The sequence below is a fragment of the Micromonospora haikouensis genome, assembly GCF_000876225.1.
Classification (GTDB): Bacteria; Actinomycetota; Actinomycetes; order Mycobacteriales; family Micromonosporaceae; genus Micromonospora; species Micromonospora haikouensis.
The window spans coordinates 754,641-768,227 of the sequence record NZ_JXSX01000002.1 but is presented as its reverse complement, the minus strand read 5'-3'; the positions used below and the strand labels follow the sequence as shown (position 1 = coordinate 768,227).

Annotated in this window: 17 protein-coding genes; 8 read left to right on the top strand and 9 right to left on the bottom strand. The window is 75.9% G+C overall.

The annotated features are described in order from the left end of the window. Positions 1–54: 54 nt before the first annotated feature. On the bottom strand, positions 55–567 hold the full coding sequence (locus tag TK50_RS20095; RefSeq protein ID WP_043965889.1) for a GNAT family N-acetyltransferase: 513 nt from the start codon (positions 565–567) through the stop codon (positions 55–57). Further along, a complete protein-coding gene (locus TK50_RS20090) occupies positions 564–779 on the bottom strand; it encodes a biotin/lipoyl-binding carrier protein (RefSeq protein WP_043965886.1) in 216 nt (71 codons plus the stop codon). Before TK50_RS20090 ends, TK50_RS20095 begins: the two co-directional genes overlap by 4 nt. 284 nt (positions 780–1,063) lie before the next feature. Between TK50_RS20090 and TK50_RS35730 the strand changes: the two genes are divergently transcribed. After that, positions 1,064–1,138, top strand: a complete 75-nt coding sequence (locus TK50_RS35730) for a 50S ribosomal protein bL37 (RefSeq protein ID WP_369752275.1) — start codon at positions 1,064–1,066, stop codon at positions 1,136–1,138. Positions 1,139–1,254: 116 nt separating this feature from the next. Here the strand turns inward: TK50_RS35730 and rsrA are convergent, their stop codons facing one another. The 5 genes from rsrA to TK50_RS20060 form a co-directional block, all read right to left on the bottom strand. Further along, complete coding sequence (gene rsrA / locus TK50_RS20080) at positions 1,255–1,542, bottom strand: mycothiol system anti-sigma-R factor (RefSeq protein ID WP_043965884.1); 288 nt, start codon at positions 1,540–1,542, stop codon at positions 1,255–1,257. A gap of 1 nt (position 1,543) precedes the next feature. Continuing rightward, the gene (locus TK50_RS20075; RefSeq protein ID WP_043965881.1) at positions 1,544–2,377 is read right to left on the bottom strand and encodes a sigma-70 family RNA polymerase sigma factor; all 834 of its coding nucleotides are present in this window, start codon (positions 2,375–2,377) and stop codon (positions 1,544–1,546) included. 228 nt (positions 2,378–2,605) lie between these two features. Continuing rightward, a complete protein-coding gene (locus TK50_RS20070) occupies positions 2,606–3,223 on the bottom strand; it encodes an alpha/beta hydrolase family protein (protein WP_043965879.1) in 618 nt (205 codons plus the stop codon). Positions 3,224–3,365: 142 nt separating this feature from the next. Then, positions 3,366–3,758 (bottom strand): WhiB family transcriptional regulator, encoded by a 393-nt coding sequence (locus tag TK50_RS20065; RefSeq protein WP_043965878.1) that lies wholly within the window; start codon positions 3,756–3,758, stop codon positions 3,366–3,368. A 199-nt stretch (positions 3,759–3,957) separates the two neighbouring features. Next, complete coding sequence (locus TK50_RS20060; protein WP_043965877.1) at positions 3,958–4,665, bottom strand: SOS response-associated peptidase; 708 nt, start codon at positions 4,663–4,665, stop codon at positions 3,958–3,960. 148 nt (positions 4,666–4,813) lie between these two features. Between TK50_RS20060 and aroA the strand changes: the two genes are divergently transcribed. From aroA to TK50_RS20040, 4 genes are all read left to right on the top strand, one after another. Next, positions 4,814–6,115, top strand: a complete 1,302-nt coding sequence (gene aroA, locus TK50_RS20055; RefSeq protein WP_043966563.1) for a 3-phosphoshikimate 1-carboxyvinyltransferase — start codon at positions 4,814–4,816, stop codon at positions 6,113–6,115. Positions 6,116–6,278: 163 nt separating this feature from the next. Then, complete coding sequence (rsgA, locus tag TK50_RS20050) at positions 6,279–7,217, top strand: ribosome small subunit-dependent GTPase A (protein WP_043966562.1); 939 nt, start codon at positions 6,279–6,281, stop codon at positions 7,215–7,217. Positions 7,218–7,268: 51 nt separating this feature from the next. Beyond that, positions 7,269–8,087, top strand: coding sequence for a histidinol-phosphatase (gene hisN / locus TK50_RS20045; protein ID WP_043965876.1), 819 nt, complete (start codon positions 7,269–7,271; stop codon positions 8,085–8,087). Positions 8,088–8,146: 59 nt separating this feature from the next. After that, entirely contained in the window at positions 8,147–9,016 is an 870-nt protein-coding gene (locus tag TK50_RS20040; protein WP_343450993.1) for a hypothetical protein, read from the top strand. Here the strand turns inward: TK50_RS20040 and TK50_RS20035 are convergent, their stop codons facing one another. Further along, entirely contained in the window at positions 9,017–10,219 is a 1,203-nt protein-coding gene (locus TK50_RS20035) for a glycosyltransferase (RefSeq protein WP_043965874.1), read from the bottom strand. A 173-nt stretch (positions 10,220–10,392) separates the two neighbouring features. Between TK50_RS20035 and TK50_RS20030 the strand changes: the two genes are divergently transcribed. The 3 genes from TK50_RS20030 (at position 10,393) to TK50_RS20020 (ending at position 12,838) form a co-directional block, all read left to right on the top strand. Continuing rightward, positions 10,393–11,394: an SDR family oxidoreductase gene (locus tag TK50_RS20030; RefSeq protein ID WP_043965872.1), complete on the top strand. Its 1,002-nt coding sequence runs from the start codon at positions 10,393–10,395 to the stop codon at positions 11,392–11,394. Then, the gene (locus TK50_RS20025; protein ID WP_043965870.1) at positions 11,391–12,170 is read left to right on the top strand and encodes an ATP-binding protein; all 780 of its coding nucleotides are present in this window, start codon (positions 11,391–11,393) and stop codon (positions 12,168–12,170) included. Before TK50_RS20030 ends, TK50_RS20025 begins: the two co-directional genes overlap by 4 nt. A 95-nt stretch (positions 12,171–12,265) precedes the next feature. Beyond that, on the top strand, positions 12,266–12,838 hold the full coding sequence (locus TK50_RS20020; protein ID WP_043965868.1) for a DUF5709 domain-containing protein: 573 nt from the start codon (positions 12,266–12,268) through the stop codon (positions 12,836–12,838). 48 nt (positions 12,839–12,886) lie between these two features. Here the strand turns inward: TK50_RS20020 and TK50_RS20015 are convergent, their stop codons facing one another. Further along, positions 12,887–13,552, bottom strand: a complete 666-nt coding sequence (locus TK50_RS20015; RefSeq protein ID WP_043966561.1) for a response regulator — start codon at positions 13,550–13,552, stop codon at positions 12,887–12,889. Between the last annotated feature and the right edge of the window lie 35 nt (positions 13,553–13,587).

Here is a 13,587-nt window from a genome sequence, read left to right as displayed (position 1 = left end):
AGGGCCGGTGCGGCGGGGTCCGTAGCCGGTGCGGCGGGCCGACCGCGCGCCGGGTCAGCTCGGGCCGGGCAGCTCCCGCCGCAGGCCGAGCAGGTCCACCCCGGGCAGCGGAGACCAGTCCCGCTCCGGCGTGCGGACGAAGCCCAGCCGCTCGTAGAGCCGGTGGGCGGCCTCGGCGAGCCCGCCGCGCACGCAGATCACCACCGCCGAGCAGCCCCGCGCGGCGGCGCGGGACAGGCACGCCTCGACCAGCGCCGCACCGACCCCTCGACCCTGCGCCGCCGGGTCCACGGCCAGCATCCGGAACTCGGCCTCGCCGGGGCCGGAGAGCTCGGCGTACGGGGTGCCGGGCAGCACGAACGTGACCGAACCGAGCACCCCGCCGGTGGCCCCGTCGACGGCGACCAGCACCTCGCCGCTCTCCGCCCGGGTCGCCACGTCGGCGAGCACCACACCGTAGCCGTGCTCGCCCTTGAGCTGACCGTCCGCCTCGTACGCGGCCACGGTCAGCCGGGCCACCGCCGAGAAGTCGGCCGGGGTGGCCCGCCTGACCCGCAGGCCGGTCAACCGATCACCGCGATCAGGTCACCGTCCTGCACCACGTCACCCTCGTTGACGACGAGCTGCTGGACGACGCCGTCGGACTCGGCGACGACGGGGATCTCCATCTTCATCGACTCCAGGATCACCAGCGTGTCCCCCTCGGACACGGTGTCCCCGGCCGACGCGACGACCTTCCACACGTTCGCCACCATCTCGGCGCGGATCTCGTCGGCCATCTCCGGGTCCTCCCTCTTCCGCCAGTGTCTGCGATCGGTATCCAATCACGTGCCGGACCGTCGCGGGCGCGTCGGCGGCCCTCGACATGCGGTACCAGTCGCGAGGGCCACCGCAACCGGGCCGGTCGGCGGAGAACCGGGCCCGCCACGGTGCCCCGGCGGACCACGGCCACCGCAGGCCGCACTAGCATCAGCGGGTCGGCCCCGGGTGACCGGGCGACCGGTACGCGACCACCGCCGCGCTCGCCGCCGGCGGACACCGACCAGCACCCGAGGAGGTCAGCATGGCGAAGAAGGCCCGCAAGAAGAAGGCCCGGAAGAAGAGCAGCGCGAACCACGGCAAGCGCCCCAACTCCTGAGTCGCGCGGCGGGCGACCGCCGACCGCTCAGTGCTCTTCGCCGGCCATGGCCGGAGACGCCGGTGGCCCGGGTCGGACTCGACCCGGGCCACCGGCACGTCCAGGTGCACCGGCCGTCAGTCGGCCAGCTCGCGGGACTCGCTCGTCTCGAAGACCACCAGCTCGGTGAGGCGGACCCGCAGCCGCTCGCGCAGCTGCTCGGGCGCGGTCTCGTTGCCGCAGCAGCGGGCCACCAGCGCCTTCACCTCCTGCTCCAGGCCGTACTCGCGCAGGCACGGCCCGCACTCGTCGAGGTGCCGCCGGATCAGCGTGCGGCGCTCCTCGGCGCATTCCAGGTCGAGGTAGAGGTAGACCTCGGCGAGCACCTCACGGCAGTCCGTCTCGTGCGGCTTCCCACAGCTCACGTCACACCTCCCGGCCGGCGGCGGCGGTCGAGCCCTTCGGGGACCGCGCAGCGCTGAAACCGCGCTCGGCGGCGTAGCCCTCGAGCAGCTTGCGCAGATTACGACGACCCCGGTGCAACCGCGACATCACCGTGCCGATGGGCGTGCCCATGATGTCGGCCACCTCCTTGTAGGAGAAGCCCTCGACGTCGGTGAGGTAGACCGCCAGGCGGAACTCCTCCGGCAGCTGCTGGAGGGCCTCCTTGACGTCGCTGTCCGGCAGCCGGTCCAGCGCCTCGGTCTCGGCCGAACGCAGCCCGCTGGAGGTGTGCGACTCGGCCTCGGCGAGCTGCCAGTCGGTGATCTCCTCGGTCGGCGCCTGGATGGGCTGGCGCTGCCGTTTGCGGTAGGAGTTGATGTAGGTGTTGGTCAGGATCCGGTACAGCCAGGCCTTCAGGTTCGTGCCCTGCTCGAACTGGTGGAAGGCCGCGTACGCCTTCAGGTACGTCTCCTGGACCAGGTCCTCGGCATCCGCCGGGTTGCGGGTCATCCGCAGCCCGGCAGCGTAGAGCTGGTCGACGAATGGCATCGCGTCCCGCTCGAAGCGGGCCCTGCGCTCGTCCGTCTTCTCGGTGGTCAACCGCACATCCCCTCGCGTCGGATGCTTTCCCGCCGAGGATACGCGCCGGGCACTGCCCGCAGATTCACTTTCGGCCGGTGTGCTGGTCCTCACCACTGCGGGCCACCGTGGCCCGACCGGCCCCGCCACCACGGGCCATTCCGGTCCGCCCAGCAGCTTCCTGAGCTGCTGCGCCTCCCGTTCGTCCCGTTCCCGGCTCCGCGTCTCGGTCGGCACCGGTCACACCCCCCTGAAGCAGAAGTCTCTTCCGTGGGAGGTAACGCGGGGCGCGGGCCCCGGCATTCCGGCCCGCCGGCCCCGTTCCTGGTCCCGGCCCCGACTCCGGCGGGTGTCGGCGCTGGGACCAGGAAGGGCCTGGGAGGGACGGTGCCGGCCGCCCGGACCGGGCCTCCGACACCATCGGAGACAACGAGGCGTTCGGCCCCGGGTCACGGCCCGGGGCCGTCAGGGCGACGCCCAGCCCCGCGCGCGCAACCAGTCGACGACCACCGCGGCCGTCCCGGCCGGATCGCCGGCCAGGTCGTGCCGCTCGCCGGGCCGGACCACCACCCGCACCCCCGGGCCGGGCTCGGGCACGCCGAAGGGGTCCCGGTCGCCGTTGACCACCAGCGTCGGCAGCCCGGTGGCCAGTTCCGCCGCCCGGGAGCGCTCCGGCCGACCCGGCGGATGCAGCGGGAACGCCAGGGCCACCACCGCGTCCGCGCCGACGGCGGTCGCGGTGCGGCAGGCCACCCGGGCGCCGCTGGACCGGCCACCGACCACGAGCGCGGGCACGGCGGGGTGCCGTCGGCGCAGTTCGGCCAGGACCGCCGTCCACGCCTCGTCGAGGTGCCCGGCGGGGGCCGGCGCGCGCCGGCCGGCGACCCGGTAGGGCTGGGTCACCCGGCACACGACGAGCCCGGCGCGGGCCGCCGCGTCCCGCAGCGCGCCCAGGTCCGGCGCGTCGACGTCACCGCCCGCGCCGTGCCCGAGCACCAGCAGCGCCTGTGGCGGGCCGGCGGGCAGGTCGGTGTCGACCCGGGCCGGTCCGCGCGGGGTGACGATCTCGTCCGCGTCTCGCACGGGCCCATTCTGCGGGTCACCGCCGCGAGCCGACGGCGCACCGCACCGACGCCGCCCGGAGGCGGGCACCACGGCCGCCCCGCCCTGGTCGGACCGCCGCCGGCCGTCCCGCCCTTGCCGGGGGGCGGGACGGCCGGGGCGGTCAGCTCAGCGGGACCAGGGTGAGCAGCCGGTCCCGCACCGGCGGGCCGGCCTCGTCGGCCGCGTCCGGGTTCGGGTCGACCTCGCTGCGCCAGGCGACCAGCATGGCCCGGCGCTCGCGCGGTGTGGTGCCGCCCCACACGCCGTGGCAGTCACCGACCTCCAGCGCCCAGGCCAGGCACGAGCCCTGCACGTCACAGCTGCGGCAGAGCGCGACGGCCGCGTCGGCCGGCTCGTTGGGCGCCGGAAAGAACGTTTCCGGATCCACGCTCTGGCAGGTGCCTCTGGTGCGCCAGGCTTCGTCCTGCCGCCGTTCACGCAACGCCCGCAACAGTCGCGGATCTCGTCGTGCGGCAGCCACCTCGTGCGGGCGGGGCATACGCGCCCGTGTCATCCACCCACCTCCCCCGTGGGACCGGAAAGATCGATGAGTGCCGTTCGCACCGTACGAATCGTCACCCACTACCGGCGCTGTGTTGTATCGCACTTTCAGACACCGGGACAAGAGTCTTCCGTAAAGATGACTAAAAGCTTGGCCGACGATTCGCCCGCAACTCTGGCAAATCAGCACGCGACAATGCCCCCGGCAACTGTCAGAAAAGCGTCACCTCGTCGGCCGGGGCGGCCGGGGCGGGCACCCGCGTGATCAACTCCGGCCCGTCGTTGCGGACGTTGCCGACCGCCGAACCGACCGGCCGGATCTCCAGCCCCGCCAGCCACCCGGGATCGGGCGGGGTCAGCAGGTCCGCCGGCTCGTCGGTCGGGCCCAGCCAGGACGCCCACCGGTCCCGGGGCAGCAGCAGGGGCATCCGCTCGTGCACCCGGGCCAGCTCGCCCACCGCGGCGGTGGTCAGCACGCTGAAGGTGAGCACGGGCCCGGCGGGCCCCTCCCAGACCGACCAGATGCCCGCCAGGGCGAGCACCGACGAGTCGGCCGGGGTCATGAAGTAGGGCTGCCGACCGCCCTCGGGCAGCCGGACCCACTCGTACCAGCCGTCGGCGGGGACGAGGCAGCGCCGACGGGCGAACGCGGGCGCGTACGCCCGGCTGGTGGCCACCGTCTCCGCCCGCGCGTTGATCATGCGGGCCCCGGCGGCGGGCGACTTCGACCAGGGCGGCAGGAAGCCCCAGCGGCCGGCGGACAGGGCGCGGTGCCCCTCCGGCGTGAGCCGCACCAACGGCACGGTCGTCGTGGGGGCGACGTTGTGGCTCGACCGGGCCCGGCCCTGCGTCTCGTCGGACGACTCGAACACGGCACTCAGGTCGACCGCGCTCCGGGTCGTGGCGTACCTCCCGCACATGGGGCACACGCTAACGCCCCGGGCCGCGTTCGGCTGTCCCGCCGGAGGCCGCCCCGGTCGCGGGCCCGGCCCCGGGACGGCCGTCCCGCCCACCGGGAGCGCGCCCGGCGGCCGTCGGGCGGCGGCCGGGGCACGGCAGAATGTGACCGTGGGGAACACGACCGCGACCCGGCCGCTGCGGCCGTGGACCGCTCCGACCGCGTCCGACCCGGTGGTTGCCACGCTGCGGCTGCCCGGCTCCAAGTCGATGACCGCCCGCGCGCTGGTGCTCAGCGCCCTGGCCGGCGGCCCCTCCACCATCGCCGGGCCGCTGCGCGCCCGCGACACCGAGCTGATGGCCGGCGGCCTGCGGGCCCTCGGCGCGCACATGTCGATCACCGACGACGATCGCTGGCTGGTCCGGCCCCACCCGCTGGCCGGCCCGGCGCACGTCGACGTCGGCCTCGCCGGCACCATCATGCGGTTCGTGCCCCCGGTCGCCGGGCTCGCCGAGGGGCGGATCACCTTCGACGGCGACCCGCAGGCCCGCACCCGCCCGCTGGGCCCGCTGATCGACGCGCTGCGCTCCCTCGGGGTGCGGGTCGAGTCCCCGGCCACCGGCAGCCTCCCGCTGACCGTGTTCGGCACCGGGAGCGTGGCCGGCGGCGAGGTGGTCATCGACGCCTCCGCCTCCAGCCAGCTCGTCTCCGGCCTGCTGCTGGCCGCGCCGCGCTTCGACCGGGGCGTGGTGGTCCGGCACGTCGGCCCGCCGGTGCCGTCCGCGCCGCACCTGCGGATGACCGTGCAGATGCTGCGGGCCGCCGGGGCGGCCGTCGACGACGGCACCCCCGACGTCTGGGTCGTCGAGCCGGGGCCGCTGACCGGGCGGGGCTGGGAGATCGAGCCCGACCTGTCGGGCGCGGTGCCGTTCTTCGCCGCGGCGCTGGTCACCGGCGGCGAGGTGACGTTGCGGGGCTGGCCGCGCAGCAGCGCCCAGCCCGTCGAGCAGCTCCGCACGCTGCTGCACCGGATGGGCGGCGAGGTGGTCCTCACCACCGACGGGCTGACCGTGCGCGGCACCGGCGTGGTGCACGGCATCGAGGCCGACCTCTCCGACGTCAGCGAGCTGACCCCAGCGCTGACCGCGCTCGCCGTGCTCGCCGACTCGCCGTCCCGGTTCACCGGCGTGGCACACATCCGGGGGCACGAGACCGACCGGATCGCCGCGCTCGCCCGCGAGTTCACCGGCCTCGGCGCCGACCTCACCGAGTCGGCCGACGGGCTGGAGATCCGGCCCCGGCCGCTGCACGGCGGGCAGTTCCGGACGTACCACGACCACCGGATGGCGCACGCCGCCGCGGTGACCGGCCTGGCGGTCCCCGGCATCGAGCTCGACGACGTGTCGTGCACCTCGAAGACCATGCCGGAGTTTCCCGGGCTATGGTCGGCGATGGTGACCGGAGAGAGCTGACACGGCGGAGGGCGTCCTGGCGACGAAGCGGCGGGAGTACGACGAGGACGACGTACGGGTCCGGCCCGGGAGGTCGTCGCGCCCGCGTACCCGCACGAGACCCCGGCACGCCGACGCCGTCGACGGCTTCGTCATCGCCGTGGACCGGGGCCGCTACACGTGCGTGCTGCCCGACGCCGGCCCCGACGCCCCGCTGGTGACCGCCATGCGGGCCCGGGAGCTGGGCCGCAAGTCGGTGGTGGTGGGCGACCGGGTGGGCCTGGTCGGGGACACCTCCGGGGCGGCCGGCGCGCTGGCCCGCATCGTCCGGATCGCCGAGCGCACCTCGGTGCTGCGGCGCACCGCCGACGACGACGAGACCACCGCCGAGGGGCGGCTGGAGCGGGTCGTGGTGGCCAACGCCGACCAGCTCGTCATCGTCAGCGCGCTGGCCGACCCGCCGCCGCGCACCGGGTTCATCGACCGCTGCCTGGTCGCCGCGTACGACGCCGACATCGAGCCGCTGCTCTGCCTCACCAAGGCCGACCTGGCCGGCCCGGAGCAGGTGCTCGGCTACTACGCCGAGCTGGAGCTGCCGTACGTGCTACTGCGGCCCGACGCCGACCTCGACGCGCTGCGCGACCTGCTCGCCGGCCGGGTGTCGGTCCTGGTGGGCCACTCCGGGGTGGGCAAGTCGACGCTGGTCAACCGCCTCGTCCCGGACGCCGACCGGGCGGTCGGGGTGGTCAGCGCGATCGGCCGGGGCCGGCACACCTCGACCAGCGCGGTGGCGCTGCGGCTGCCGCCCCGCCCCGGCATCGTCGCCGACCCGGGCTGGATCGTCGACACCCCGGGGGTGCGCAGCTTCGGGCTGGCGCACGTCTCGGCCGACAGCCTGCTGCACGGCTTCCCCGACCTGGTGGAGGGCACGGTCGACTGCCCGGCGAACTGCCAGCACACCGCCGAGGAGGCCGACTGCGCGCTGGACGCCTGGGTGGCCGCCGGCAAGGCCGACGAGCGCCGGCTCGCCTCGTACCGCCGGCTGCTGGCCTCCCGGTCCGGGGAGGGCGACAGCCGCGAGCCCGACCAGCGCAACCCGGGCGACCCGCTGGAAGGGTCGTGACCGGCGACCCGCCGACAGGAGCGTGACCGGGCCGCCGCTACCGTTTGCGGCATGACCGGGTACGCCGACGACCTCGCCCTCGCCCACCTGCTCGCCGACGCCGCGGACGCCATCTCCACGGCCCGGTTCCGGGCCCTCGACCTGCGGGTGGAGGCGAAGCCGGACCTGACCCCGGTCTCCGACGCCGACACGGCCGTGGAGCGGGAGATCCGGGCGCTGCTGGCGGCGCACCGCCCCGGCGACGGCCTGCTCGGCGAGGAGTACGGCGGGCAGCCCTCGGCCACCCCGGGCGGGCGGCGCTGGGTGGTCGACCCGATCGACGGCACCAAGAACTTCGTCCGGGGGGTGCCCGTCTGGGCCACCCTGATCGCCTTGCTGGAGGGCGACCGGCCGGTGCTCGGGCTGGTCTCCGCGCCGGCGCTGGGCCGCCGCTGGTGGGGCGCGCTCGGCGCGGGGGCGTACGCCGGCCCGGACGCCGCGCACGGCACGCCGATCCGGGTGTCGGCGGTGGGCCGCCTCGCCGACGCCAGCTTCTGCTACTCGTCACTGTCGGGGTGGGAGTCCGCCGGGCTGCTGGAGCCGGTGCTCCAGCTCATGCGGGACACCTGGCGCAGCCGGGCCTACGGCGACTTCTACGGCTACATGCTGCTCGCCGAGGGGGCCCTGGACGTGATGGTCGAGCCGGAACTGTCCCTGTGGGACGTCGCCGCGCTGGTGCCGATCGTGACCGAGGCGGGCGGGACGTTCACCGACCTGGCCGGGCGGCCCGCCCCGGGGGGCGACGCCTCGGTGGAGAACAGCGCCGTGGCCAGCAACGGGCCGCTGCACGCCGACATCCTGGCGAGGCTGGGTCGGCCGGCCGAGCGCTGAGCGCCGCCAGCCTCTATCCTCGCCAGGTGGTGTCCTCCGGTTGGTGCTTCCTGGCGGCGATGATCGTCGCGTACGGCTTCGCCAACCTGCTCCAGTCCGTCGCCGCGGCGCGGACCACCGTGCACCACACCTTCGACCCGGGGCTGCTGCTGCGGCTGGCCGGCCACCGCACGTACCTCGTGGGCCTCGCCTGCCAGGTCGGCGGCTTCGTGCTGGCCTTCCTGGCCCGCCGGGACCTGCCGCTGTTCCTGGTCCAGGCCAGTGTGGCGGCGGGGCTCGGGGTGACCGCGATCCTCGGCGTGCTGGTGCTCAAGTGGCGGCTGCCCACCGCCGAGGTCGCGCTGCTGGTGCTGCTCGTCGTCGGGGTCACCGGCCTGGTGCTGTCGGCGCAGCCGGCGCAGTCCCGGCCGCTCGGGCCCGCCGGCCTGGTCGCGCTGGCGGCGGCGCTCGGGGTGATCGCCGTGGTCGGCTTCTTCGCGGTACGGCTGCACGGCGCGCCCGGGTCGGTGGCGCTCGGCTCGCTGGCCGGGCTGGCCTTCTCCGCCGCGGCGGTGGCCGCCCGCCCGCTGGCCGCCGTGACGAGCGTGGAGGGGTTCGTCCGGGACCCGCTGCTCTACCTGCTGGTGGCCCACTCGCTGGTCGGTCAGCTCCTGCTCGGCCTGGCCATGCAGCGCGGCTCGACCACGGCGGCGGTGGCCGCGATGGACGCGGCCGGGGCGGTGCCCGCCGCGATCGTCGGGCTGCTCCTGCTCAACGACAAGATCTGGCCGGGCCGGGAGTGGCTGGCCGCCCTCGGCTTCCTGGCCACGCTGGCCGCGGTCATCGGGCTGACGCGCTACGCCGAGCCGCAGCACCACCACGAGGTGGCGGCCCGGGAACACGCCCGGGGGATGCTCCCCGCCGGCGCACCGGCCCGCCCCCGCCGGTGATCAGGCCGCCTCGACCGGCCTGCGCCGCAGCACCACCCGCTCGTAGAGCCGCTCCAGCGCGCCGGCCGTGCGTTCCCACGTGTAGCTGCACCGGACCCGGTCCACGGCGGCGTGCCCGTACGCGAACCGGCCCGCGTTGTCGGCGAGCAGCCGGCGCAGGGTCATCCCGAGGGCCCGCACGTCGCCCGGCGGCACCAGCTTCCCGGTGACCTCGTCGACGACGGCGTCGGCGATGCCGCCCATCGCGTACCCGACGACCGGCACGCCGCAGGCCATCGCCTCCAGCGAGACCCGGCCTGCGGAGGAGTAGTGCGGGGTGCAGGCCACCACGTCGGCCGAGCGGTACCAGGTGGCCATCTGGTCGTGCGGCACCGCGCCGACCAGCGTCACCTGCTCGGCCACCCCCGTGCGCTCGGCCAGCTCGCGCAGGCGGCGCGCCTCGGCGTGGCCGGCGAGCTGGTCGGCCGGCGGGCCGCCGGCGATCACCAGCTCGGCGTCGCCGACCAGCCGCATCGCCCGGATCAGGTCGTCGTGGCCGTGCCCGGGCGTCAGGCCCCCCACGGAGAGGATGCGCGAGCGCTGGTCGCGCGGGGCCGCCTCGCCGTCCGGGTGGAACTGGTCGGTGTCCACCCCGGTGGGGACCATCGCCACCGAGCTGCGTTGCAGCCCCATCCGGGTCAGCTCGTCGACCTCGTCGTTGCACTGGGCGACCGCAATGTCCACCGCCCGGGTCAGGGCCCGCTCCAGCGGGATGCGGGTGCCGGGGCCGTCGTAGCCGGGGCCGAGGTGGCGCAGCTGCTCCACGCCGAGCGAGTGGAAGGTCTGCACGACGGGGATGTCGGTTTCGCGCACCGCGTGCGCGGCGGCCAGGCCGCCGACCCAGTAGTGCCCGTGCACCACCTCCGGGGACCACCCGCCGGCCCACCGGTCGGCCAGCCACCGGCCGAACTCCGACACGTGCCCGACCAGCTCGGCGGTGGGCATCGGCGCGGCCGGGCCGACCGGCACCCGCTCCACCCGGTAGCCGTCGACCTCCGCCGTGGCGGCCAGCGCGGGATCGTCCCGGCGCTCGTAGACGTGCACGTCGTGGCCGCGCCCGGCCAGCTCGGCGGCGACCCGCGCGATGTGCTCGCGCGTGCCGACCACCGGTCCGTCGGCGGGCCGCGACGGGCCGGAGTGCGCGCACACTAGGCCGACGCGCATGGGTCACCTCCATGCGGTTGGTTGAGCTGGTGGGTCCTCCCGGTCAGAGGGTCCCATTAACCGCGCTGCTCGGAGCCGAAACCTGGCAAGTCCCCGCCGGGGCCGGGGCCGCCGGCCGCCGATCCGGTCCGGGCCGCCGGCATGAGCGGGGCCCACGGGGGTACGGGCGTGGAATGGCTCTGACCCGCACCCTCGACGACGCCGTCGTCGTGCTCACCGGCGCCTCCAGCGGCATCGGCACCGCCACCGCGTACGCCCTCGCCCGGCGGGGCGCGGCCGTGGCGCTGGCGGCCCGCAGCGAGGACGCCCTGGAGCGGGTGGCGGCGCGGTGCCGGGAGCTGGGCGGCCAGGCGCTCGTCGTGCCCACGGACGTCACGGACCCGGTCGCCGTGGAGATCCTCGCCGCCCGCGCGGCGGAGGAGTTCGGCCGGATCGACGCCTGGATCAACAACGCGGCGGTGAGCGCGGTCGGGCTGTTCGACGAGATACCGGTGCGGGAGTTCCGCCGGGTGCTGGAGGTGAACCTGCTCGGCACCGTGCACGGCATGCGGGCCGCCCTGCCGTACCTCGCGGCGGCCGGCGGCGGGGTCCTGGTCAACAACGCCTCCGTGCTGGCCGAGGTGGCGATGCCCTACCAGTCGGCCTACAACGCCACCAAGCACGGCATCCGGGGGCTGGCCGACACGGTGCGGCAGGAGCTGCGGCTCACCGGGCGGGGGAACGTCTCCGTGTGCACGGTGCTGCCGGCCAGCATCGACACCCCGTTCTTCCGGCACGCCGCCAACCACACCGGGCGGGAGCTGGTGCCGCCCCCACCGGTGTACCCGCCGGAGCTGGTGGCCGAGACCATCGTCCGGGTGCTGCGCCGGCCGCGCCGCGAGGCGTACGCCGGCGGCGCCGCCCGGCTGCTCGGCGCGCAGTGGCGGCTGGCACCCGCGCTGGCCGAACGGGCCCTCGGCTGGTATGTCCACCGCACCCAGTTCGGGCCCGCCGGTCGGCCGGACAGCGCCGGCAACGTCTTCGCCGCCGACGCGGCCGCCCGGCGGGACGGCGGGTGGCACGGCCGGCGGCGGCAACTGGTCCGGATGACCACGGCCTTCGGGCTCGCCGCGGCCGGCACGGCGGTCGGCACGATGGCGGCCCGGGCCAGGCGGTCCCGGACGGAACGCCGATGAACTCCCCCGACCGGCAGGATGCGCGGTTCATCGCCACGGCGCACAATGGGACGATCATGCCGACCGACCTGCGCTGCGTGGTGGAGACGGACGAGTCGTCCGGAGTGCTCCGGCTGACGGGGGTGCTCGACGCCGCCGGCACCGCCGCCGTCCGGGACGCGCTGCTCGTGCGGCTCTGCGACCGCCCCGGCCCGGTGGTGGTCGACCTGACCCGGCTGCGGCTGACGGACCCCGCCCGGGGGCTGTTCGCCGAGGTGCGCCGCGAGATCGCCGACTGGCCGGCGGCGGGGCTGCTGGTCGTCGACCCGACCGGGGCGGCAGCCGGCCCGGGGCTGCCGGTCTGCGCGAACCTGGCGGAGGCGGAGGCGGCGCTGACCCGCGCCCCGATGGCCGCGGCGACCACCACCGCGCTGCCGCCGGTCGTCGGCGCGGCCCGGCAGGCCCGGGCGCTGGTCACCGACGGCTGCGCCCGGTGGGGGATCGGCGCTCTGGCCGAGGCGGGCTGCATCGCGGTGACCGAGATGGTCAACAACGTGGTGGCGCACGCGCGCACCCCGATGACCCTGCGGATGGCCCCCGGCGACGGCACGCTGCACCTCGGCGTACGCGACCAGTCGCGGCGGCAGCCGCGCTACACCGGGGTCACCCCACCGCACCTGGCCGGCGGTCGGGGACTGCTGCTGATCGACACGGTGGCCCGCCGCTGGGGCAGCACCCTCCTGCCCGACGGCAAGCTCGTCTGGGCCGTGTTGGACCTCGCGCGCACCCCGGGCTGACTCCTGTCACCGCCGCCCCAGCGGTCCCCACGTGCCGGCCCGGACACCGGCGGGCGGATCGGTTACGGGCGGTGGGCAGTGGGTAGTGATCAGCCATGCGCGACGACGAGTACCCGACCCCCGTCTCCGACCCGGAGGCCGACGGCCTGCCCGACACCGCCGACGACGACTCGACGGCCAACGACGACGTCGAGACCGGTCGCGAGGCGGACGGCCCGGCGCCGGCCCAGCTGCCCGGCGACCGCACGCCCGTGGCGGTGGACCGGTACGGCACCACCGCCGAGGAGCAGCTCGACGGCGAGTCGCTGGACTACAAGCTCCAGCGGGAGAGCTTCGAGCGCCCCGCCGACGACCCGCTGGCCGGACCGGTCGACCCGGACATCGCGGCCGAGGCGGACAGCGAGGAGGCCGCCGCCCAGGCACAGCTCGACGCCGACGTGATCGACCCGGGCCCCACCTCCGACCCGCACTCCCCCGTCTCCATCTACGACCACGGCCAGCTCGGCAGCGTCGCCGACGCCGAGGTGGGCCGGCTGGTGGAACCGGACGAGGGGGCGCACAGCGACCTGGAGACCGACAACGTCGCGTACGACGCGGGGTCCGCCGGCGGCGGGGCGAGCGCCGAGGAGCTGGCGATCCACGAGACCCGGCCGCCCGGCGCGCACTGACCGGCCCGCCGCTCCCGGCCCGGCGGTCAGCGCGCCCGGCCGGGCGGGTCAGTCGTCGAGGCCCCGCTCGATCGCGTAGCGGGTCAGCTCGACCCGGTTGTGCAGCTGGAGCTTGCCGAGCGTGTTCTGCACGTGGTTCTGCACCGTCCGGTGGGACAGCCCGAGCCGCTCGGCGATCTGCTTGTACGACATCCCCTTGGCGACCAGGCGCAGCACCTCGGTCTCGCGGTCGGTGAGCCGGGGCGCGTCTGCGGGGCGGCCCACCGCGGCGGTGCCCCGGCTCGCGGCGGGACCGCCCGCGCCCGCCGCGAGCCGGCGGAACTCCCCGAGCACGAGGCCGGCCAGGCCGGGGGTGAAGACCGGCTCGCCGGCGGCGGTGCGGCGCACCGCGTCCAGGAACTCGGCCGGGGCCGCCGACTTCACCAGGTAGCCGGTCGCGCCGGCCTTCACCGCGTCCAGGACGCTCTGCTGCTCCCCGCTGGCCGAGAGCATCAGCACCCGCACCTCGGGCAGCGCCGCGCGCAGCCCCCGGATGACCTCCACCCCGGAGATGTCCGGCAGTTGCAGGTCGAGCACCACCAGGTCGGGCCGGGCGGCGGGGGCGACCCGCACGGCCTGGCGGCCCTCCCCGCTGGTGGCGACCACGAGGTGCCCGGCCTCGGTGAGGTCGCGGGCCACCCCCTCCCGCCACATCGGGTGGTCGTCCACCACCATCACCCGCACGCCGGCCGGGGCGTTCGCGGCGGGCG

Bases quoted from the DNA above. Each gene is read 5' to 3' on its own strand.
- TK50_RS20090 (WP_043965886.1), bottom strand. From the start codon at position 779: ATGGCCGACGAGATCCGCGCCGAGATGGTGGCGAACGTGTGGAAGGTC.
- TK50_RS20025 (WP_043965870.1), top strand. From the start codon at position 11,391: ATGAACTCCCCCGACCGGCAGGATGCGCGGTTCATCGCCACGGCGCAC.
- TK50_RS20060 (WP_043965877.1), bottom strand. From the start codon at position 4,665: ATGTGCGGGAGGTACGCCACGACCCGGAGCGCGGTCGACCTGAGTGCC.
- TK50_RS20015 (WP_043966561.1), bottom strand. From the start codon at position 13,552: ATGGTGGTGGACGACCACCCGATGTGGCGGGAGGGGGTGGCCCGCGAC.
- TK50_RS20065 (WP_043965878.1), bottom strand. From the start codon at position 3,758: ATGACACGGGCGCGTATGCCCCGCCCGCACGAGGTGGCTGCCGCACGA.
- TK50_RS20040 (WP_343450993.1), top strand. From the start codon at position 8,147: ATGATCGTCGCGTACGGCTTCGCCAACCTGCTCCAGTCCGTCGCCGCG.
- TK50_RS20030 (WP_043965872.1), top strand. From the start codon at position 10,393: ATGGCTCTGACCCGCACCCTCGACGACGCCGTCGTCGTGCTCACCGGC.
- hisN (WP_043965876.1), top strand. From the start codon at position 7,269: ATGACCGGGTACGCCGACGACCTCGCCCTCGCCCACCTGCTCGCCGAC.
- TK50_RS20035 (WP_043965874.1), bottom strand. From the start codon at position 10,219: ATGCGCGTCGGCCTAGTGTGCGCGCACTCCGGCCCGTCGCGGCCCGCC.
- TK50_RS20020 (WP_043965868.1), top strand. From the start codon at position 12,266: ATGCGCGACGACGAGTACCCGACCCCCGTCTCCGACCCGGAGGCCGAC.